The organism is Lysinibacillus sp. NPDC058147 (assembly GCF_042884205.1).
GTDB lineage: Bacteria > Bacillota > Bacilli > Bacillales_A > Planococcaceae > Lysinibacillus.
Genome location: NZ_JBHVUJ010000002.1, coordinates 725,136 through 747,371, shown reverse-complemented (window position 1 = coordinate 747,371; position 22,236 = coordinate 725,136). Strand labels below are relative to the sequence as shown.

Sequence of the window (22,236 nt, the reverse complement as noted above, 5' to 3'; positions counted from 1 at the left end):
ATTATGGACATAAATCTTAATTGTTATCGAAGTAAAGATGAAAACAAAGTAACGGAATAAAATTATCGCAACAATAACTATGAACATTAATAACATAAAGACCTTTTCCAAATCGTACGATTCTTTTTTTAGTTCTTTATAATATTTTGTTGTCACACCGTACTGTATATCAATAATCTTGCACGTGTGATACAAGAAACGACGTATTCTTATGCACTTTTACTTATTTCGATGGTTTATATTGCCATATAGGACTTTAGGCAGTTGAGTCATTTCCGTCTTTCCTATAATATGTAATTGAAAGTGATAATCATTATCAATTGTTGTTAGCACCACATTTGTTTCTATTCGCTTCTTATCATCAGTCTTTCTAATTAGGGAGACTAATTTTTTTGTCAGTAAGTGATAATCATTATCATTTGGTAGGGAGAAGGCTTTGTGAAAGGATGATTAATTACATGCAACAGATAGCTAAACAGATTGCAGAAAATGCAACGTTTCAGGCGTTTATGAATTGTTATATACGAGAGGTGAGTAGCGGACATTCGGTCAGAAAGGAGGAGTGGATAAAAGAACAGCGACTATCTATCCTGATTACAGAGGCACATATGTTAGAGATTGAGTTGCCTATCCAAAACACACGTTTTGCATTTGGCATGGAATACAAATCTCTAGTTGGAAGACATATATTTGGTGTCTCATTGAAGTATTGTACGAAACAAAAACAATGGCTTGTCGAAGATAAATTAACGATACTCATCACGCTCATTCAGGAACTACATTTTATGGCTAAGGCGGATGGATGTCTTGGACTTTCTACCCATTTTGATGAGCTCATTCTTCGCATAATAGAGAGCTATCAAACGATGGCAAATTATATTGAAAAGAGTTTGGAAGATAAGAAACAAAATGGAGCTAACTGTACGTTTATTGAAGCTGAGCAGTCTCTCTTACTTGGCCATTGGCTTCATCCGACACCTAAAAGCAGACAAGGGATGGCAGATTGGCAACAAACGAGTTTTGCTCCAGAGTTACAAGGTTCTTTCCAACTTCACTATTTTCGTGTCGACCGTAAAATTGTGAAAGAGTCTTCTGTATTAGAAAAAAGTGCAAGTGAACTCATTACTCAGTCATTAACAAAATCACAACCTGATTTTGTTATGTCGGAGAAGCATTGCCTCATTCCGATGCACCCACTTCAAGCACAGTGGCTTTTACAGCAACAGTATGTAAAAGAAGCGATTGCTGAAGGGTTGATAAAATACGAAGGTGCGCTTGGGGCATTTTATACAGCAACCTCTTCAATTAGAACTGTATATAGCCCAAATGAAGAAATGATGTATAAGTTTTCAATTCCTGTAAAAATAACGAATTCATTGAGGGTAAACAGAACTCATGAACTAAAAGCGGGAATTGTTATGGCTCGGTTAATGAATAAGATTGATTTCTTACAGAACCATCCATCTTTCCGGATGATTGATGACCCAGCCTATATGACTGTAGAGTTCCCAAATCAGACGGAGTCAGGGTTTGAGGTTATTTTTCGCTCAAACGTATTTCCTAAAGGGCATGATGAAGGAATATGCATGATCGCTACTCTTGTGCAAGAGCCCTTGCCAGTCGAAAAATCAAAACTGTGTCAGCTCATTATGAAAATCTCTCAATCAGAATTCCGCTCAATAGAGAGTGTAAGTTTAGACTGGTTTAAAGACTATTGGAAATGTGCTATTGAATCATTATTAAGATTATACGATGAGCATGGGATCGCTCTCGAAGCACACCAGCAAAATAGTCTGTTAAACATTTCTTCTGGGTATCCAACTATTTATTTTTATCGTGATAACCAAGGTTATTACTTATCAAAAACATATAAAGAAGTACTTCTTTCAATAGAGCCTTCTTTACATGAAACAGCTGAGCTATTTTACGAAGATGCCCTTATTCATGATAGATTTACATATTATTTGTTTATGAATCAACTGTTTCCCGTTATATCTCGATTTGGAGCAGATCAGCTAATCGATGAAAAAATTCTTTTGAAGTGGTCTATCGATCAACTGCACTTATTAGAAAAAGAATTTACAGGTTTCGGGAAGGCATTTGTTCGTAACATTCTAAAACAAGAAGAGCTTGCGTTCAAAGCAAATTTATTAACAAGGTTTCATGATGTAGATGAACTAGAAGCCGAACTTGAACAAGCGGTATACACGAAAATTCCAAATCCATTTGTTCTTCAGCATGAGGAGGCAGAATATGCAGAAGTTACAGCCTTTAACTTCTAAACAAGGAGAACTACGTGTAAGGCGGCAACTTGTAGAGGCCATGATTTTTGAAGGACTAATCAAATATGAAGAAACACGTTTAGATAAATGGACTTCAATTTTTACTCTTGTTGGTCAGAAGTGCACCTATCGTTGTGAAGGGAGAAGAATGGCTTTTGATCGCATCCGTATAAATGGGGATAGTATTTTTCTAGTAGGAAAAGATGAAACGTTACTAGAAGCAACGCTTGAGGATCTAGTAGATGAATTACTTTCAACTAGTAAAGACAAAGTTCGGTTACTGAAAGAACTTCATTTGACGAGTAAGCTATGTGAATGGAATGATCATCATCTCCAAATGCCGATGTCGAGAAGAAATTCGAGCTATGAGGAATTAGAATCAGAAATCATTGAAGGACATCCATATCATCCTTGTTTTAAATCCAGAACCGGTTTTACGATCGACGACCATAAAGACTATGGCCCTGAGGCAAAGCAATCTTTTACCCTTCAATGGGTTGCAGTGAGAAGAAGCTACGTACGAATATCTGTTCTTGAAGAGGAAGAGAGCTTTTGGAAAAGGGAGCTAGGGCATTTGCTATGGGGAGACCTTCTTGCAACGCTTGCGGTATTCGATGGAACATTTGAAGAATATACGTTTTTACCTGTTCATCCTTGGCAATGGCATAACATGAAACATGAACTAGCTGGATTAATGGAGCAAAAAGATCTAATACCTCTAAATGTGAAAGGAGATTACTATAGGGCAACCCAATCAGTGCGAACATTATGGAATTTTTCAAATCCAAAAAAGGCGCAATTAAAATGCTCGATGAATATGGTGAATACCTCTTCATTACGAAAATTACATTCTCATGCTGTTTGTGCCGCTCCTCATATTTCAGCATGGCTTAAACGGGTGATTCAATTAGACGACTATTTACAAAAGGAAGCGTCTCTTATTGTATTGGAAGAATATGCAGGGATTATTTTTGAACCGAATCCAAAAAAACATAGTAGCAAACTAGAAGGTCAGCTTGGCTCAATATGGCGAGAAAGTGTGCGCACGTATATGAAGGATGAAGAGGAAGCGGTACCGTTTACGGTACTAATGATGATGGAGTTAGATGGGCGTCCATTTATTGATGATTGGCTTTGCCGATATGGAGCGGAGGAGTGGGTAAAACGCTTGATCGAAGTGAGTGTTATTCCCGTGTGGCACTTGCTTGTCGCTCACGGTATTGCTGTTGAGGCACATGCGCAAAATATGATTTTATTACATCAAAATGGGTGGCCAACACGAGTTGTACTGAGGGATTTCCACGACAGTATTGAATATATGGAAAAATTCATTGCAGACAGTAGCCTCATTCCAGAATTTGAAACGATACACGAACGTTATAAAGATGCACCTGTCGATCATTATTATTGGATGTCTTCTGTAGAGGCTTTACGAGAGTTAGCTATGGATACACTATTCGTATTTCATTTAAGTGAACTATCTTATTTGCTAGAAGAGCAGTATGGATTTGCAGAAACACGTTTTTGGAGTCAAGTTAAGAACGGACTTCAGAAGCACTTTGAACGCTTTCCATCATTATGCTCAAGAAATGAACAGCTTCAGCATACTAACACACATATTTATGTTGAATCTTTGCTAACAAAGAAAGTTCAAAATCAAGAAGAAGGTATTTTTCGACATATCGTCAACAATACGTTGGCGCAAGCGGATGAAAAGGGGAAATGATGATGTTTTATGTCAATGATCAATTTTATACAGTAGAAGATATCGAGAAGCAATTTGAACTATATGAAAGCTTACCTCATCTAAGGGAGTGTAACAATCGCAGACTAGCTATTTGTATGGATGATACTTTCCAATATATAGCTCTTTGTTTATACATTCGCGGAAAAGGTGGATCAGTTGTCCCAATCCATCCAGCGACGCCAAAAGAGGGATCTGTACGGCTTGCTTCTTCAGCAGGTAGTCATCTTTTGTTGTTCCAATCAATCGATTCTTTCATCGAACTATCAAATCATTCCAACAACCAAGAAGGAGTATTAGTTCAAATGAGCTCAGGTACAACAGGTGCTCCAAAATGTATTGAACGAACGTGGAGTTCAGTGGAAGAAGAGATTGAAAGTTATGTGAAGACGTTACCTGTCGATTCCTTGACAAATTCTGTTGTTGCTTGTCCGGTTACTCATTCTTATGGATTCATCTGTGGTGTCTTAGCTTGCATAAGAAGGGGAGCAAAGCCAGTTATTATTACGAATAGTAATCCTAAATATATATTGAAAAAGCTAAAAGAATATCCTAAGCACATACTTTATGGGGCTCCAACGTTACTTTATACATTAAGTAAATTATTACCTATTCATCAACAATTTGATCGTGTGATGACGTCAGGAACTGTGATGCCACATAGCTGGTTGACATCATTAAGAGAGAAATCACGCCAAGTACTACAGCAGTATGGATGCTCTGAATCGGGGTGTGTTGCAATTCACCCTAATGTGGAAGATCCGAAAGAAATGGGTTACCCCCTTCCTCATGTGAAGGTGACAGCTGGTAACAAACAAACACCGAGCGAAATTATCATTGAATCGTCTACACAAACAATTTATACGAAAGATCTTGGCTATATAGAAGATAATGTTCTTTCATTTCTTGCAAGAATAGATGACACGATTAATGTAGCTGGCTTGAATGTGTATCCGCAAGAAGTTGAAGCTGTATTAATGGGCGAGCCAAGAATAGTCGAAGCTGTCGTATATAAGAAACAAGACAACTTATCAGGAGAGCGAGTATGCGCACTATATGTGTCTAGTGAACCAATCGATAATATGGAACTTAGAGAATGGTGCAGGAAATATCTCGCGCCACATCAAATTCCGGTGGAGTTTGTGTTTGTTCATGAAATTGAAAAGCTGCCTAATGGAAAAGTAAGTAGAAAAAAACTTGGAGGCATACCAGTATGACGCGTCAACAATTGATGAAGAGCATCTATGAAATTATGGAAAATTCATTAAAGTTGCAGACACTGTCCTCTTTTAATGAAGATGCCCGATTAAATGAGGATTTGTATATGGATTCAATTATGGTCCTTCAACTGATTCTTCATATAGAGTTGGATCTTGGTATTCCCATTCCCGATGAGGTTCTCGTTCCGAAAGATTTCAAAACAGTAGGAACACTAGCAAGCTTTTTAGAAAAACAGCAAAAGGTAGAATAATCGGAGGCTAAAAATGATAAAAGTTCATTGTTTTGTAAGCTGTGTTTGTGAGGTTATTAAGAAAACGAAAGGCGTCGATCATAGGCCCTACTATTTTGGGGTATGGGACGCAGATTTTGATGTGCTCGAAAACGGAGTGCTAACATACCACTCTGATCAAATTGATCATCACTTCTTTCAAACATGGTATGAAATGCTCTATGGAATCAAGCTATACAAATGGTATGACGAAAAGCAATCAAAACAAGAAAATATAAACAAACTGCTAGGATTATTAGAGAATAAATCTCCACATCAACATGTGATGGTGATGCTTGATTTATCGATGCTTCCAGATCGAGAGAATAAATTCCATCAACGTCCATTCCCTCATTATGTGATGCTAGAATCGACAGAAAATGAAGAAGAATGGTTTATGTATGACCCCGATTTTCGCTGGGAAGGGATTTTACCGAAAGAGAGAATTTTAGCTGCAATTCAAGAGCCAACTGTCGAAGGTGGCTATTACTTTGATGCAAAGACGATTATTGCTCCAACTACAGAGACGGTTGAAGCCTATTTTAAAACATGTATAAAGCTTCATTGTAATCCGTTGACAGATGCAATTACCGAAATTATTAAAGAGTATATTGCAGGAAAAGAAACTATGTCAAAGCTTCCGACTGCTTTAAAACAATTGCCGGTTATAGCGATTAGAAAGTATGCATATGAGCATGCGTTTGCATTTTTTTGGGAAGCACTAGGCCGCGATGAGGAAGGCTTTGACAAATGGTGTGATGATATTGAGCGTCTAGTGAATGGCTATACAACGATTCAGTATCGAGCGATGAAACTGGCGATGACGCAAGATTTATTATTAGCGGAAGATATTTTTGTGAAGTTAGAAGAACAAAATCTCCTTGAGTTCAAAATTAAGCAAGGATTACAAGAATGCTTTCAAGCATGGTTAACATTACAGCACAAGAAAGAGGTTATAATATGAAACTATCTATCTGTACAATCTCGTTTCGGCACCATCTCCACTCGATTGACCAATTAGCCCAATTTGCAAAAACGCAAGGTTTTCAAGGAATCGAGCTTTGGGGTGTTCATGCAAAGAACTTGGCAGATGAACTTCATTATGGAGCAGATTGGCTAAGCTCCTACGGTTTGGAAACGAGCATGCTTAGTGATTATTTGCCATTAGAAGCACCAGTTTCTGTGATGATGGCTGAAACAGAGAGGTTATCTTCCCTTGCAAGGCGCTGGGGAACAAATAAGATTCGTACATTTGTAGGAAAGAAGGGCAGCTCAGACACGAGTAAAAAAGAAAGAGAAGAACTTATTTTTAGACTTAGAATGCTCTGTGATTATCTTGAGTCAAAAGGACAATATTTGCTTGTTGAAACTCATCCGAACACATTGACAGATAATCTACCTTCAACAATGCAGTTACTCGAAGAAACGAATCACTCAAGCCTACGAGTGAACTTTGACGTTTTACATATATGGGAATCTGGGATGGACCCTATTGTCGCCATGAAGCAACTTCGTCCTTATATCTCACATTTTCACTTTAAAAATATTGCCTCACGTGCACAACTTGGTGTTTTTGCTCCTAACAATGTTTATGCTGCAGCAGGATCTAGAGAAGGGATGGTTCCATTGTTTGAAGGTGCAGTTGATTATGGTGAATTCCTAGCAGAAGTAGATTCGAACATGGAGGTAGATGCGTCATTGGAATGGTTTGGAGCCAATGTGAAGAGCGTATTAGCAAAAGATGTTCAGGAGGTTAAGAAGTCGTTGCAGTTGGTGCAAATATAAGGCTGCTTAAAACATATGCATAAATCACAAGAATAGATTATGTAATAGATAAATGTTCGCTTTCGTAGATAAATAAGCTGACGGTCCATGCCGGACGTCAGCTTATTTTAATAGGTTAAAGCGAACATTGTGTACGTTGGCAGTAGCAGAAATGATCTAGATGGCTAGGACGTCCTCATTTTTATAATTATCTGCCATAATTAAATCTCTATATGAAACTTAAAAAATTTGTTCTGCTACCAATTCTGAAAGAGTTTTAATTCCATAGTCAATTTCATTTAAGGTTGCATAAGAATAAGAAATTCTTAAATATTGATCAGAGTGAAACTCATACAAATCTCCAGGGTGAACAAGTACTTTCCGACTTAAGGCTTTAGTAAAAAGCTGGTACATGGATATACCTTTATTTAACTTAAGCCAGATGAAATATCCGCCTCTAGGGATATTCCATGTACCGATTCCGGTAAAATATTTCTTTAATGCTTCAAGAGCAACATCTCTTCGGATCTTAACATTTTTCCTCATTATATCGTTATGCTGATAATAAAGACCACTAGAGAATAGTTCTGTGGTTACATTCTGGGAGAGTGAGCTGGTTCCATAATCAGTTTGCATTTTTATATCTGCCAATCTTTCAATGACTTTTTCTGATCCAACAATCCATCCAATCCTGAGACCAGGACTTAAATTCTTCGATATTCCACCAATATATAATACAAGTCCATTGTTATCAAATGCCTTTATTGGCTGTGGAGGTTGTTCATCAAACCAAAGCTCCCTATATATATCATCCTCGATAATAGGCAAACGTTCCCTATCACACGCATCAACAAGCGTTTTTCTTCTTTCAAGTGACATGACACTCCCGGTAGGATTTTGAAAAGTAGGTATTGTAAAAAGCATTGCTCCTTTTCTCCGACTATGTCGATCAACCAATTCTTTTATTTCTATACCTTCTTCATCCAGCTTAATTCCCGAAAGCTGCATTCCGAACGATTGAAAGGTTCTAAGAGAGTATAGGTAGGATGGCTTTTCAACATATACTACTGAGTTCGTGTGCAAAAGGCCAAGGGAAATAAGCTGCAGTGCCTGCAAAACACCAGAGGTAATCAAAACTGAGGATGGATCAGCTTCTATCCCAATTGTTTTAAGGTATGTGCATACCTCTCTTCTTAGATGGATATTTCCTTTTGGTTCTTCATAACCCAGCGATGCCATAGACTTAGACAGTTTTTTTAGTACGCCCTGAATCATTTTGTTAGGTATTAATTCAGGGGAAGGTTCGCAGGACCCCATTCGGATGATATCAGGTTGGAATTCAGCCTGATTGATCTGCTGCATTATATTTTGATTTGTTTGATGTAATCCCGAAGATATATAGGGAAGCCAATTATGTGAATGATTAGTGGACATTAATGTCCATGTATTGTTTATTACTTTTGTACCTCCTCCAGCATTACCGCTAATAAGGCCTTCAGCTGTAAGCTCTTCAAGGGCAGATACTACGGTACTTCTGTTTACACAGAAAATTTCAGAAAGTGTCCGCTGACTTGGCAATTTGAAACCAACTGGCCATTCTCCAGCTGCTATTTTATCTTTTATGAAGTTAACAATCTGTATATTCAATCGATAAGGACTATTTCTATCAGGTCTCCAGTTGATATCTAACATGAAATTCCTCCAAAATCATAGTACTTGTACTTTATCATTTGGTTGGTTAAATAACAACCAAGAATGGTTGGATACTTTTTTTTGTTGTTCAAATACAATTACATTAACAGATAATAAAAATTTAAAGGAGAATGATAACTATGGTACCAATAAGAATTCTAAGTGATAATGATGTTAAGAACATTCTTGATATCAAGAATACAATAGCATGTGTTGAAAAAGCCTATGCGCTTAAAGCCAACGATCAGGTGAGACTATTCTCCATGGTATCTGAGGTGATTTTTGAGGGTAGGGCAGAAATGGATATTAAATCAGGGATGCTTAATGAAGAAGATGTGTTTGGATTAAAACTCGTTTCATGGTTTGGTGATAATAAAAATCAAGGGCTTCCAGCTATAACTGGGCTGACTATGTTATTTGATTTGAAGAATGGGTTTCCTAAGGCAATGATCAACGCAAGTTATTTGACAGGAATGCGTACTGGAGCAGCAGGTTCAATAGGCGTGAAACACCTGTCAAAACAAGATTCAAAAACACTAATGATTGTAGGTACAGGAGTTCAGGCGATTTTTCAAATAGCAGCCACTCTATCTCAAGTTCAGACAATCAACAAGGTATATATATATGACCCCGTAAAATATGAAAATGCATCAAAATTCCAGTATTCAATAAAGACGGAACTAGATAAAATCATAAATGATATCAACGATACTTATAATAAGAGCTGGAAACAAAGAATTGAGTCAGTTCAGTTTGTAGCTGTAGAAAATCCAGTGAAAGCTTTGGAAGAAACCGATGCAGTAATTACGATAACGCCTTCGCGAAAACCACTGATTTTTAAGGAGTGGATTAAGCCAGGCATACATTTCAGCTGTGTGGGGGCAGACATGACTGGAAAACAGGAAATAGATGAAAAGATCTTTGAGGTAGCTTCTGTATATGTAGATGATAGTACACAAGCATCGACAGTCGGAGAAACACAAAGTGCTATTAGGGCTGGTATATTAGGCAAAAACAATTTGACTGAAATTGGACAATTCATACTTGGAAATGCGAAAGGACGTACAAGTGATGAAGAAATTACGATTTTTGATAGTACTGGCATAGCATTGCAGGATCTTGCAGTTTCAAAATATATTGTATCAAAAGCAGAAGAAATGAATGTTGGGACAATCGTGCAAATATAAAATCGATATACAATTTGGAGGGATCATATTATGAAGTTAAAAGTTTACACATTAAATTCATTTGCAAAATCCATTGAGGGAGGCAACCCTGCCGGAGTGGTACTTAGCGCTGATTATCTATCAGATGAGGACATGAAAAAAATAGCAGGTATCATCGGTTTTAGTGAGACTGCTTTTGTCATGAAGTCAGACCTTGCTGACTTCAAGGTTAGATTCTTTACACCTAATGAAGAGGTTGATCTTTGTGGCCATGCAACGATAGCAGCATTCTATACACTTTCAAGCCAAGGATATATTAAACCAGGAAAATATTCTCAAGAAACAAAGGCTGGAATTTTAAATGTAGAAGTAATGGAAGACCTATCAATTATGATGGATCAAAATGCTCCAAGCTATTATGAAATAATAGACAAGGAGGAAATTGCAGATTCCTTAAATATTACTGTAGATGAAATGTTGGGGGATCTACCAGTGCAAATTGTATCTACTGGCCTTAGAGATATGCTTGTACCGATTAGAAACTTAGATATATTAAATTCTATAAAGCCAGATTTTGAAAAAGTAACAAATATCAGCGGTAAATATAATACCATTGGTTATCATATTTTTACCCTTGAATCACTAAAGGGTTCAAATGCTCACTGTAGAAATTTGGCACCTTTATATGGAATTTCAGAAGAATCTGCAACTGGTACATCCAATGGTGCCCTTTCATGTTATCTATATAAATATGGTAAAATCAAACCTGAACATGTTATTAATATATCTGTTGAGCAAGGTTACTCTATGAAAAAACCTTCAGAAATAGTTATAGCGTTAACCACTCAAGGGAAAGAAATTATTGAGGTAAAGGTGGGCGGAAAAGCATTGAATTTTTCTGAAACAGAGGTTGAAATATAATTGTAGAATATAAATTTCTAATAAATTGAAATAATAAGATAGCCGGATTAGGTGTTATGTTACATCTAGTATGGCTGTTTTTTTCTTAATTAAATATCCTTGGTAATATGTTGGCTATTATTATAGCCAATTATATTTTTAAGCATAAATTCGGGCTACATACAAAGGCAACCCCTATATCAAAGGGCGACTTAAGAGGTCTAAACCCATTATTTCTACGTGTTAGTATCATCTTTCTATTACAATGCATAAATTCTGCTTGTCTTCAGGCTTTGTGCATATGTCGCTAAGGCAGGACGCCTACTTCGCTTAAATTAGACAGTGAGGTACGTTGAAATGTCATGGCACTATCTGAATAGAGTATTAATGGGCCAGTAACGTGGGCAGGTCCTATTGGGTGTATTACCGCATATATAGTAATGTTCTTTCGGGAATATAGAAAATTTAAAAGAGATACTAAAGAATCAAATAAACTATTACATAATAGAGGGAGTTTTTAATAGTATTAAGAATTTCGTTTCTTATTTACTAATTTTTTAACTTTGTGAATAAATAAACTTAAATAAACGGGTGCGTTAATTAAAGATAACTGAGTTGCATAGGCAGCTCTTTATTTATTGAACTAATGGTGAAGAATAGTTTAACAATTTATATGGATTTTTATGGTAAAATATTTAGCGAGGTGGGGGGATTTGTTCAAAGAAGAAAGAAAATTTATAAATAGTTTATCTAAAAGAACTAAATTTGTTTCTTTAGGCGTAATCATAATTCTTTTGAGTATTTTTATTGTGGATTTTTCCTTTAAATTTTTCTTGATATGTTATTTGCTTGGAGTATTTTTAATCTTTATCAGTGATCTAATTGATATAGAGAAGTTTAATAAAAACGCAATAGGAGAGATAACTTCAAGTTTTGGATTCGTATTGATTATGTTAGGGGTATTTGCACCACTGGGAATTAATACCAACTTTCATTATGGCACGATAATAGGGCCTTTTTTAATGTTAATTGGAACAACACTAAAGAGTCTAGGGAAGAAAAAAGGTTCTTAAACTAACGGAGGGCGATTGTTCAATTAGAGTAATCGCTTCTTGTGCTAACGGAGCAGGTTAATACTATACGTGGAAATAATAGAGAGGATGGTATTATTGGAAGTCCGATAAATGGCAACTGCATTTCTAATTCATCATGGAAGTGTATTAATGATGAAAAAGGAAAATAGTAAAATCTTTAATTTTGAATTTTGGGGTGGAATTGGAGGTCATATGGAATCTAATGAAATTAATTCACCAATGTAGGCTAGTTACAGGAGATTGAAGAAGAGACAGGCTTTAAAAAAGACGAAATCAAAAACTTTAGGCTTAAATATATTCTGCTTGTAAAAAATAGCGGAGAAATACGTCAACAATATGTTTACTTCGGAGAAACAAAGCATATGAACTTTATTCCATCTTACGAAGGAGAGTTATTTTGGGTTCCTAAGAATGAATTATCGCAACCGTATCCATCAATTGAAACAAATCAAATTAAATGGTCGCCAACATCAAATCAACTAGCTTACAATTCGAGAGGTATCCTAAATGTTACAAAAACAAAAAATGGGCGACCACACGGCTTTGAAAATGTATCTCTAGGTGTAAGTGATTTTGAATGGTTCCCCGACGGAAAAGCGTTTATCTTTTCATCTCAATCTAATTTACTTCCTACTGGGTGGGAACCAGTTCGTCTTTTTAAAGTGCCCGTAGATGCCAATCTAGATACGAATAAAATCAAGCCTTTTTACACCATTCAAACAAATACAACCGACTTATTTGCAATTGATGCAGATTATTTTAAGTGGAGCCCTGATGGTAGCTGGGTTAGCTTTCTATTAGCACCAACTGCGTCTTGGTCTAATGATAGCAATACATTAGCTGTGCTTTCAGCAGCTGGAGATCAATTTTAAGTTATAGGGAAAATGCTTGGGTATGAAAAATGGATAAAGTGGGCTCCTACAAAGAATCAACTAGCCTTCATATCGGGTGAGGGAAGATTTTTTGTTTTAAATTAAAGTACAAAAGTTACCGAGATTCCTACATTGAATAAACAAAAGGACTACACACGACGCTCAATGTATAAAAAGATTGAGCGTAGTATTTTGATCCTAAAAAGGAATTATTAAACCTGTATTCATTTAAGACAATAATTGAATTTCTATTACTCTTCTTTTTTAAGATTTAAGAAATTACTAATTACCTTTATATATTCATTTTTTGGATATTTCTTATATAAATCGCTGGATAATCGAATCGGGTCGCCAAAAAAGTATCGCTCATATTGGGTTTGTCTTGTTCCAAATGAACTCATTGTTAGATCCCAAGCTAAACGAAATATTTTTACTCGTTCCTCTGCGGTCTTAGTTGCTCCTTGAAGATAAAAATCTAAGTCATTTCTAATAATAGAATGAAATGCTTTCTCGGTTGGCAATGTAATCATTCCACTAGCTCCGATTAGCTGGATAATTTCAGTGAAACGAGGATAGATTTTAGGAAAGATGTTACCAGCAACTTGAAGCGGGGAAATTTCTGGACGCATATATCCCCATTCATCTAATTTTGCGTTATTTTCAGATTTTTCTAATAAGGCTTTCATCGTTTCTAGACCAATGATGATTTCTGACATCTTTTCTTGGATATGTTGATACTCGCTTATATTAATCGTTTCTATAAGAAGCTCAGCAATACCTAAGACGAACTCTGTTTTTACAATTTGTCTAGTCAATACTTGGTGCTTAGTAAAGGGATGGAAAGAGCTTTGAATTGGGAATTCTCCGGCTACTTCTGCATTGCTGTAATAAAATACCCTATTCCAAGGTACTAATACATTGTCAAAGACGACGATAGAATCCATTTCTTCGAACCGCGAGCTTAATGGATGATTAAAAGAAGATTGTCCGCCGATGAATGTTTCCCTACAAATAAACTTTAATCCTTTGGTGTTAGAAGGGATCGAAAAAGCAAAAGCTTCATCTTCATTAAATAGAAATTTACCTACGCTAAATACTAATACTTCATCTGTTAAACCACCTTGCGTAGCAAGAAGACGTGCACCTTTAACGATGATTCCTTCTTCATTTTTATCAATAACTTTTGCGGCGATTGGCTCATCCGTATTTTCAATGTAGATATAAGAACGATTCACTTGTGGGGTAATAAAGGTATGTGTAAACGACAGGTCATTTTCCCTAGCCAATTCATAAAATGCTTGCAGATTGTTTGGAAAACATTTGTCCTTATTATTTAAAAAGGATACTGAAGAGGCAAAGCTCATTAAAACTGTGTTCAAATAATCTGGGCTTCTTCCCATGATACCCCCTGAATACCTAGCCCAATGTTCAATCATCTTTCTTCTTCTTATTAAGTCCTCTTTCGTTTTTGGTTGCAAATAGGAAAGACCAATAAGCTCTCCTGATACTGGAGAAATAAAAGTCATCTCATCTTTTATTTTTGGATCATGTTGCAAATCATAAAGATCCGCTTTGGACTGAATAAGTCCCTTGAAGGCAGGGTGTTCTGATAACAACCCCTCAATTTTTTCACCGTCGTACCAAATTTCATTATTTAGCTGATTTAATCGGTTAATGTAATCTTTTCCATTAATAGCCCCCATGTTTCACTCCCCAATTTTAATTGATATTTAAATAAAATTATTCGTTTATAGCTGTTTTAACAAGTTAAGTCGTCGAATATTTTATTACTATTACTAAAATTATTCTATGAAACTAGAGCTTGCTAATATTCTTTCTTTAACTACGCAGCATGTTAGTTGAAGAAGAAGGAGGAGAAGGTTACTTTAAACAAAGATACCAAAGTGAAACTATAAATTTCATAACTATCTTGAATGAAATGGATGGCTAGAATCGGGAAGAAAGCCATTATGACTACTTCTTTAAATAATGAGGAAAGTAACTATAAAAGGGTCACCAAGCCAAGGGCGACCCTTAAATCAGAAATGTTAATACCCTCTATTCATAAAAGTAGCGCCGATAATAATTAGAAGTATAAATAGAACAACAATTAAGGCAAATGATGAACCATTACCATATCCGCCGCCATAATAGCCGCAGTTATTTATGCCACCAGCATTTCCACTTAAACTAACGGGAGCTTTAATCGAAGAAGAAAGCAAAATCAGAAGCAACAATCTTTGAGAAAACAGCTATATTAAAAAAGCATGCTTAATATAATTTATGGCATGTTTCTCCATTAAAGGGCATTTTAATGGAGGAAATATCATTAGAAGAATGATTCAATCAAATAGATAAAGAGCACGTTTTGATTAAATTTTTTAAAAACACGCTCTTTCTTTTTGCTTGTTTATCAAGGCTATTATTAAATTCTTAATAAAAGCTACAGACTTTCAACAATATGTTGAAAGTAGAATTGTTAGTTATTGTGGAAATCTAAAATTAATTTTACGTTCTTTTTCATCCCAAATAAGGTGGGCATTAAAAGTTTTCTCTCCTTTTTTAAATCCTTTTATCAAGTCTGTTTCGCCAGCTGCCAAGAGTTTTTTCATATTCGATTGTGAAATAGTTTTTCTTAAAAGTTTCTTTGAAACCGAGAATTTACAATTAGCTGTTTTATAATTTGAACACCCGTAAAAAGTGCCATGATCTATGATTGACCCCTCGCAAAGGATACATTTCCCAACAACTGTTTTTTCTTTGTTATATCTTTTATTGTACGGATTATTTGCAGTGATTTTATCGACTGCATTTTGATTAAATGCCCATTCCTTTTCACGCTTGTTAGCATCTGAAATCAATTTGTCAGCAAGCTTTTTTACTTGCTCCATAAATACTTTAGGAGAAGCGTTGCCTTCACCTATTTCAGAAAGTCGTTCCTCCCATTTGGCTGTCATAGAAGGGGAAGTTAAGATACTTTCACCGAGTGCCTCAATTAGTAACATACCTTTAGTCGTTGCAAAGACTTGGTTTTTCTTAACTTCGATGTAGTTTCGATCTTTTAATGTACCAATAATTCCAGCGCGTGTAGCTTCAGTACCTAATCCTTCCGTTTTCGATAAGACCTTTTCTAATTCCGTATCTTCCAAATGTTTACCAGCTGTTTTCATTACGGTAATCAAATTACCTTCAGAATAACGATTTGGTGGCTGGGTTTCACCTTTTTTTACGTTAGCTTTCGCAACGATACCTTGCTCATTTTCATGTAATAGGGGAAGTAGTTCATCTTTGTCTGTAGGTGAGTTATCTTTAGAATGATAAATAACCTTACGCCAACCTTCTTCCATAAGCACTTTGCCCTTAGAGATGAATTCTGCACGTTTATCGACAAGTGAATGAATCGTTGTGTAAGAAAATATGGCATTGTTGTAATGTGCTGCAATGACTTGTCTTGCAACTAAATCATAAATCCTTTCTTCTTCTGTACTTAGCTTTGCTACGTCTGGTATTTGCTCTGTAATAATAATTGCATGGTGATCAGTTACTTTTTTTTCATTCACATATCTTTTATTATCTATAATTGAACTTGTTGGTGGCGGAAGAAGTCCTTTATATTTATCAATTTTACTTAAATGCTCTAGTATCTTTGGTAGTGTTTTTGCTTCTTCATTCGTTAAAAATTGTGAATCAGATCTTGGATAGGAAACTACGCCCTTTAAATAAAGTTTTTGCAAAATATCCAGTGTATTTTGTGGTGAGAATTTATAGACCTTGTTTGCTGTAGCTTGTAATGCAGATAAGTTGAATAACAATGGAGGAGCGTATTCCTTTGTTTCTCTTTTAATACTATTAATTTCTACATTTTTATTGATACAGAAATTAGCAATCGCAATAGCTTGTCGTTCCTCTTGAACCCTTGAAATGTTATCTTTATGCCATTTTGCTTTTAACATTTTTCCATCAAAATTAAACTCTGTTTCCACTTCCCAAAATGGTTCTGATTTAAAATTCGCAATTTCATGCTCTCTCTTTACTATTAGTGCAAGTGTAGGTGTTTGTACACGACCAATTGAAAATACATCTTTCACACCATTTCGTTTTAGGAGTACCGTGTATAATCTGGATGTGTTGATGCCAATTAGCCAGTCTGCACATGAACGACTTAGTGCTTCAAAATATATATCGCGTGTTTTCTCTTCTGGTAGTAAGTTTGCAAACCCATTTTTTACAGCGTTTTCTGTTAAAGATGATATCCATAGACGTTTCATCGGTTTATTTACACCGCATACTCTCAAAATGGTGCGGATAATTAATTCACCTTCACGTCCAGCATCACCACCAATGATGATTTCTCGAATATCAGGTCTTTTTACTAAACCTTTAATTACATTGAATTGTTTATATTTTGATTTTGTCACTTTATATTCGAATCGATCTGGAATAATCGGTAATGTTTCTAATGTCCATTTCTTCCATGTTGGATTATATTCCTCAGGTGCTTTCAATTCACATAGATGTCCTATCGCCCATGTAATTAGTGCTCCATCTGGAAAATAAGTGTTAGGCTTAACTTCAAAATAACCAGCTTTTTTTGTAAAAGAAAAGGGGGCAGCTAATTTTGCTGCTTGATCTGGTTTTTCTGCAATTACTATTTTCATATATCCTTCTCCTATTAATAATAATTACAACTTCTTGTATATTAATTATAAATTAATTTTCAGTATAACTGTTATATAAATAATTATGGCTATCTTTATTAGGAAATCTAATTTTAATGACTTATAATCTAAGCTTTCATACATTGTAATTAAGTCCATTAGATAAAGGACTTAAAGTGTCGACTTAGAGGAAAGTTTAGTAGAGAAGACTGCAAAGTATTGGATAAATTGAAAACAGGATTACCGTATGACATGAAATCCGATTTTCCAAAAAGAAGCGTGTTTTCAACAACTCTAAAGTAGAGAGCCATAGTGCGATTATACCAACGTATGTAGTACCTAAACTTTATCAAATGATGAGGCCATTGTTTATCATGCTATAAAAAATCGCTTCATTATGCAGTTTACGCCTATTGCAGGATATGAAGAAACTCGAATTACACGAAGGTTAATAGTAGTGATATAAAAGGGGTGTTCGCAACTAAAGGAAAGGTTCAATTAGTAGAAGGGTGGAAAAAGGTTGAAGAAATCAAATCGAATGATATTATTCTTTCACTGGTCAATATAAATGAACCTGTCAATATAGATGAGCATAAAATAACAAATCATGTAACAACACAGCCTAAAAACCATACTGAAAAACCATTATACGAGTAATGGGGACGTGCGGTTATAGGTGTTTTTTAAGATGGGCAAAAACTATAAAACTAGTAATATAATAAATATAAGTATTTTGCCCGTTTAGGGATATTTTTTAATCATTTTTTTTCCAAAGCTACATCTTTTGATTAAACAAGAGTACCCCAACCTTAAAGGAAGGGGTACTCTTTAGTCTAATAGAACAAAAGGGGGAAGATTTAATCGGATAAGTTAGATGCTCCAGTGTCAATTTGTACTTCAAAGTAGCGGTTCCAAGGAAGACTAACATCTGAATCAGTTAATGTAGGAGCAGAATTAAAGAATACTAGACCTAAACTTCTTGGCCCATTAATTTTTTCAATAACACGTCTGCCAGAAAAAGATTTTACAACTTCGTTTTGTGCAGCTTGCATTTGAGTTAACGTGTAATTATCAATAGCTTTTATTTCCGAATCCGTCATGCTACTATTTTTCATGTTCTGAGTATTACCGTTATACTTCATAATTTCATTTTTTACATTTTCTTGTCTATTCGCTTTATAACCATAGTCTTCTGCGATACGGTCAATTGACAATGAAGTAAAAGCCTTAGATGCATCCCTTAGTTTAGTTGAATTTGTTTCGTATTTCATAAAATTCATTCTAGAGCCTGCAGTACCTAAAGCAATTCCCATACGGTTTCCAAAGGTGTTCCAAGCCGAATAGGCAAGCATACGAGATGCATTTGTTCCTGCTAAAATGTTGCTAATGATATAACTATCAGGACGATGTTTTATATTATAGAAATCCAAAACAACTGTAGGTATACTGTTTACCATGTTACTTTCAAAAGCAGAAACTAACGCTCCACGATAAATTGAATCTGGACTTAATGCTAGGATACTTACATCAGCTGAATTTTTATCTGTTACATAAGTACCTCCACTAATTTCAATTTGTTTCTTTAAAGTAGCATGTACACTTTCATAAGCATATTCATCATAAAATTCAGTTGTTTTTCCGTCTGTTCCAAAATACTCAACATAGTATTTTAAAGAAGGCTGATTGTAAAGTTCTTTCGTCATACGAGCTAATAAGTTTAAAGAAATACCGTCAAGATCAGATACAATTTTAGATTTATTGATAAGAACGTTATTTTGTTGCCATGTAAGCCAGTTAATCTCATTCGTTTGAATTGTGTTCGTGCTTGAATCATCAACACCGAAAACAACATAATCGATTTTCCCGGCAGCTGTTTTGTCAACAACTACTTTGTTTAGATCAAACTTTCTAGCTCTAGTTGCATAATATTTAGCTCTAGTTGCTTCAGAAACCTTAGAAGTAGAAAATTGAATTTTTCCACCTGGTTGAGTATTATCTGTTTTAGAAGGAGCAATATCATAGTTAGCTTTAACGTTGGCATGGCTAGAAGAATTAAGAACACGAGGTACCTGTCCAAACGCTCGTAAATTATCATAATCTTCTTGTATCAGACCCTCATATTCTACAGTTGAAGCTAAACGCATAACAGAATCAAAAACATAAAGAGGTTTGTTAGGATAATCATCACGAATTTGATCAATGATATTTAAATTAGTACTTCCTTGTTCAGTTGAGTATGTTGGTGAAAAGCTTCGGGATTCAACTAAACCGCCAGAATGAATCATATCAGCTGAAAGGATAAATCCATCTGCTAAATGCTCATTATCTTTAATCCATTGAATAATTGCAGAAGCATCACCGCCATGTGACCCAGCTCCTGTAGAATTTTTTTGTAAACTAGTAGCAATAATGTTTTTAGGTGGCATGATCAACTTAATACCGGCTGCCGAAGCTGCCTTTTTAACAGTATCAGTGTTCATAGGTCTGTCATCCAAGGGAACTAGCATAACTGTTTTGTTTGGATTAGGTACTTCAGGAATGGCTGCTTCAGCTTTTGTGAAAGAGAAACTGGATAACATGAGTCCAGCTGCTAAAACGGATGCCAAAACCTTTTTCATTTTGTTTTTCAAGATAAACTCTCCTTAATTATTTTTTATTATAAAAACTAAGGGACCGATATAAGATCAATCCTTACTTTTATAATGTAGTTTAATATGTATTTTAATCAATTGACCAAACAGAAAATCCCTTTGGTTCCATTCCTTATACATCCAAAAAGAGGTGAGGAAATAGAACTATTGTTAAAATAACCAATATTAATATTATTATATTACAATTTACTTTTCACTATTTTTTTTGCAATTGATTCGAATTTCATGCTTTTGAAGAAATTACCACAATTAATTTAAAAACAAATGATTTGGTGTTCCGCTACTCCTAAATGATGATTTAACAGACAAGATTAGCTCGCCTTTTAACTAGATATTATATAGGGCAGGGGATAGTCATATGTGGTTTTAAAATAAAGTCGCGATGTTTGTAAAAAAGATGCAATGTTTAAAACAAAGTCACGACGTTTATAAAAATGTTGCGAAGCTTCGCCCCTTTGGATAACTAGAACAAGAATTAAATCAAAAACATACTTGTGTAGATGGTATTGAACTAAGTTTTTACTGCATAGAAGATATTTTAAATACGTCATCTTTTTCAATAATTAGTTTCATACTAAAAACCCATGGAATATGTGTGTTTGGAGAAGACTTGATATCTCGATTACCAAGATATAAAGCAAATGAAGCTTTAGCAAATGAGCACCTAATTCATTTACAAGGTCAAATTAAAAATGCCTGTGATGATCTTCAAGATAATTCAGATATAGAGGATATTAAAGATTGTTGCAAGTGGATTATGAAAATTATAGTAAGAGCAGGACTTGCACTTGTCATAACTAAAGCAAACACATATACAAGGGATTTATATCCTGCTTATAAATTGTTTTCGAAATATTACCCTGAAAAGAAAAACGACATGAAAATAGCACTTGAATATGCCATAGCACCCATAATTGATGTAAACCTATTGTTATCGTTTTTAAATGAATTTGGAACGTGGATGGTTAGTGAAGCTGATAAATGGCTACAATGCTATAACCCTTATAGAGAATTAAACATGAAAATATAATCTAAGTATTAACTTACGAATTCGAATTCTCGTTATGAGCCACAAATGGAGTTAGCTTTGTTAGCCTACATTATCCACCACATACAGAAAAGGTAATCACATCTTAATCAAGTCTAATAGTGATTACCTTTTATTTTTAAGCATTTTTAGTTAGGTTAATCGTATAAATTGATTATTTTCTAATTATGTTGCTCAACAATTGCGCACAATCAAATATTTTTATTTTTTATTTATCTTTAAATTCTTTCCAATATATTGGACGATTTTGCGAAGTTCAGTAGATGATGGACGTCCAAATGGGCTTGTTTGTTTTTGTTGATAGAGCAGTTGTCCATGTTCATCAACAAGGAAAAAAGCTGGCTCTCCATGCGTACCATGGTCCTCATATGGAGCATTTTCTCCATGATAAAAAACATCATATGCTTTTAATGTTTGTAACTCTTCATCAGCTAAGACGATAAAAGTAAGGTTATGCTCATCAACCATTTTCTTCAAATTTTCCAACTGATCTGTCGAAATTGTAATTAAATGTACATTCTTGCCTTCAAAATAACTTTTGTTTTCTTCAAGCTCTTTTAAGTCATGAAGACATACAGGACACCATGATCCTCTGAAAAAGATAATGAGATGCCAACTTTTATGCTGGTTTTGATGGGTTACAAAAGAGAATTCTTCTCCATTAACTGCTGGAAGAGTAAAGTTGGGCACTTTGTCACCCAAATTAAATGTAGACATGCTTATCCTCCTAAATATTGAAAATTCTTATTGAGCCCTGATACTGGTTTGGAACTCCTTTATATTCTTTCCTTTTCTAAATTAGATATGTAAAATTAAATGCCTAACCAAACTGCAAAAATTAGTTTCTTCCAACGAATTCTAAGCCGTCATTTTTTT

At 35.1% G+C, this 22,236-nt stretch carries 17 protein-coding genes and 2 pseudogenes; 13 read left to right on the top strand and 6 right to left on the bottom strand.

The features are described 5' to 3' along the window. The first annotated feature begins 458 nt into the window (after positions 1 to 458). From ACFVT8_RS09160 to ACFVT8_RS09135, 6 genes are read left to right on the top strand one after another with little or no spacing between them, the layout of a single operon-like run. Positions 459 to 2,282, top strand: a complete 1,824-nt coding sequence (locus ACFVT8_RS09160) for an IucA/IucC family protein (protein ID WP_387083293.1) — start codon at positions 459 to 461, stop codon at positions 2,280 to 2,282. After that, positions 2,254 to 4,008 (top strand): IucA/IucC family protein, encoded by a 1,755-nt coding sequence (locus ACFVT8_RS09155; protein ID WP_387083292.1) that lies wholly within the window; start codon positions 2,254 to 2,256, stop codon positions 4,006 to 4,008. Before ACFVT8_RS09160 ends, ACFVT8_RS09155 begins: the two co-directional genes overlap by 29 nt. 2 nt (positions 4,009 to 4,010) lie before the next feature. After that, a complete protein-coding gene (locus ACFVT8_RS09150) occupies positions 4,011 to 5,243 on the top strand; it encodes an AMP-binding protein (protein ID WP_387083291.1) in 1,233 nt (410 codons plus the stop codon). After that, positions 5,240 to 5,497, top strand: coding sequence for a petrobactin biosynthesis protein AsbD (gene asbD, locus ACFVT8_RS09145; RefSeq protein WP_387083290.1), 258 nt, complete (start codon positions 5,240 to 5,242; stop codon positions 5,495 to 5,497). The genes ACFVT8_RS09150 and asbD overlap by 4 nt, the downstream gene beginning before the upstream one ends. 13 nt (positions 5,498 to 5,510) lie before the next feature. Next, positions 5,511 to 6,479, top strand: a complete 969-nt coding sequence (locus ACFVT8_RS09140) for a DUF6005 family protein (protein ID WP_387083289.1) — start codon at positions 5,511 to 5,513, stop codon at positions 6,477 to 6,479. Beyond that, positions 6,476 to 7,300, top strand: coding sequence for a sugar phosphate isomerase/epimerase family protein (locus tag ACFVT8_RS09135; RefSeq protein WP_387083288.1), 825 nt, complete (start codon positions 6,476 to 6,478; stop codon positions 7,298 to 7,300). Before ACFVT8_RS09140 ends, ACFVT8_RS09135 begins: the two co-directional genes overlap by 4 nt. 219 nt (positions 7,301 to 7,519) lie before the next feature. Here ACFVT8_RS09135 and ACFVT8_RS09130 read toward each other — a convergent pair whose 3' ends face one another. Next, positions 7,520 to 8,971, bottom strand: a complete 1,452-nt coding sequence (locus tag ACFVT8_RS09130; RefSeq protein ID WP_387083287.1) for an aminotransferase-like domain-containing protein — start codon at positions 8,969 to 8,971, stop codon at positions 7,520 to 7,522. A 140-nt stretch (positions 8,972 to 9,111) separates the two neighbouring features. Here ACFVT8_RS09130 and ACFVT8_RS09125 point away from each other — a divergent pair, with 140 nt between their 5' ends. The 5 genes and pseudogenes from ACFVT8_RS09125 to ACFVT8_RS09105 form a co-directional block, all read left to right on the top strand. Next, entirely contained in the window at positions 9,112 to 10,158 is a 1,047-nt protein-coding gene (locus tag ACFVT8_RS09125) for an ornithine cyclodeaminase family protein (protein ID WP_387083286.1), read from the top strand. A 30-nt stretch (positions 10,159 to 10,188) separates the two neighbouring features. After that, positions 10,189 to 11,058 carry a PhzF family phenazine biosynthesis protein gene (locus ACFVT8_RS09120; protein WP_387083285.1) on the top strand — a complete coding sequence of 290 codons (870 nt, stop codon included), beginning with the start codon at positions 10,189 to 10,191 and terminating at the stop codon, positions 11,056 to 11,058. A gap of 692 nt (positions 11,059 to 11,750) precedes the next feature. Further along, positions 11,751 to 12,110 (top strand): hypothetical protein, encoded by a 360-nt coding sequence (locus ACFVT8_RS09115; protein ID WP_387083284.1) that lies wholly within the window; start codon positions 11,751 to 11,753, stop codon positions 12,108 to 12,110. Between the two features lie 111 nt (positions 12,111 to 12,221). Then, positions 12,222 to 12,356, top strand: coding sequence for a hypothetical protein (locus ACFVT8_RS09110; protein ID WP_387083283.1), 135 nt, complete (start codon positions 12,222 to 12,224; stop codon positions 12,354 to 12,356). A 197-nt stretch (positions 12,357 to 12,553) separates the two neighbouring features. After that, positions 12,554 to 13,105, top strand: a pseudogene (locus tag ACFVT8_RS09105) (translocation protein TolB); the annotation flags it as partial. A gap of 149 nt (positions 13,106 to 13,254) precedes the next feature. On the opposite strand, the gene hpaB reads toward ACFVT8_RS09105, so the two are convergent. The 3 genes from hpaB to ACFVT8_RS09090 all read right to left on the bottom strand — a co-directional run bounded on the left by hpaB (position 13,255) and on the right by ACFVT8_RS09090 (position 17,661). Beyond that, positions 13,255 to 14,706, bottom strand: coding sequence for a 4-hydroxyphenylacetate 3-monooxygenase, oxygenase component (gene hpaB, locus ACFVT8_RS09100; RefSeq protein ID WP_387083282.1), 1,452 nt, complete (start codon positions 14,704 to 14,706; stop codon positions 13,255 to 13,257). Positions 14,707 to 15,051: 345 nt separating this feature from the next. Further along, positions 15,052 to 15,171: a YjcZ family sporulation protein gene (locus ACFVT8_RS09095; protein WP_387083397.1), complete on the bottom strand. Its 120-nt coding sequence runs from the start codon at positions 15,169 to 15,171 to the stop codon at positions 15,052 to 15,054. A 315-nt stretch (positions 15,172 to 15,486) separates the two neighbouring features. Beyond that, positions 15,487 to 17,661, bottom strand: coding sequence for a DNA topoisomerase III (locus ACFVT8_RS09090; RefSeq protein WP_387083281.1), 2,175 nt, complete (start codon positions 17,659 to 17,661; stop codon positions 15,487 to 15,489). Positions 17,662 to 17,836: 175 nt separating this feature from the next. Here ACFVT8_RS09090 and ACFVT8_RS09085 point away from each other — a divergent pair. Beyond that, positions 17,837 to 18,332 (top strand): annotated as a pseudogene (locus tag ACFVT8_RS09085) (DNA topoisomerase); the annotation flags it as partial. 186 nt (positions 18,333 to 18,518) lie between these two features. Here the strand turns inward: ACFVT8_RS09085 and ACFVT8_RS09080 are convergent. After that, a complete protein-coding gene (locus tag ACFVT8_RS09080) occupies positions 18,519 to 20,291 on the bottom strand; it encodes a DUF4127 family protein (RefSeq protein ID WP_387083280.1) in 1,773 nt (590 codons plus the stop codon). A 631-nt stretch (positions 20,292 to 20,922) separates the two neighbouring features. Between ACFVT8_RS09080 and ACFVT8_RS09075 the strand changes: the two genes are divergently transcribed. Further along, on the top strand, positions 20,923 to 21,342 hold the full coding sequence (locus ACFVT8_RS09075) for a hypothetical protein (RefSeq protein ID WP_387083279.1): 420 nt from the start codon (positions 20,923 to 20,925) through the stop codon (positions 21,340 to 21,342). Positions 21,343 to 21,561: 219 nt separating this feature from the next. Here ACFVT8_RS09075 and ACFVT8_RS09070 read toward each other — a convergent pair whose 3' ends face one another. Further along, positions 21,562 to 22,077 (bottom strand): peroxiredoxin family protein, encoded by a 516-nt coding sequence (locus ACFVT8_RS09070; protein ID WP_387083278.1) that lies wholly within the window; start codon positions 22,075 to 22,077, stop codon positions 21,562 to 21,564. Positions 22,078 to 22,236: the final 159 nt, after the last annotated feature.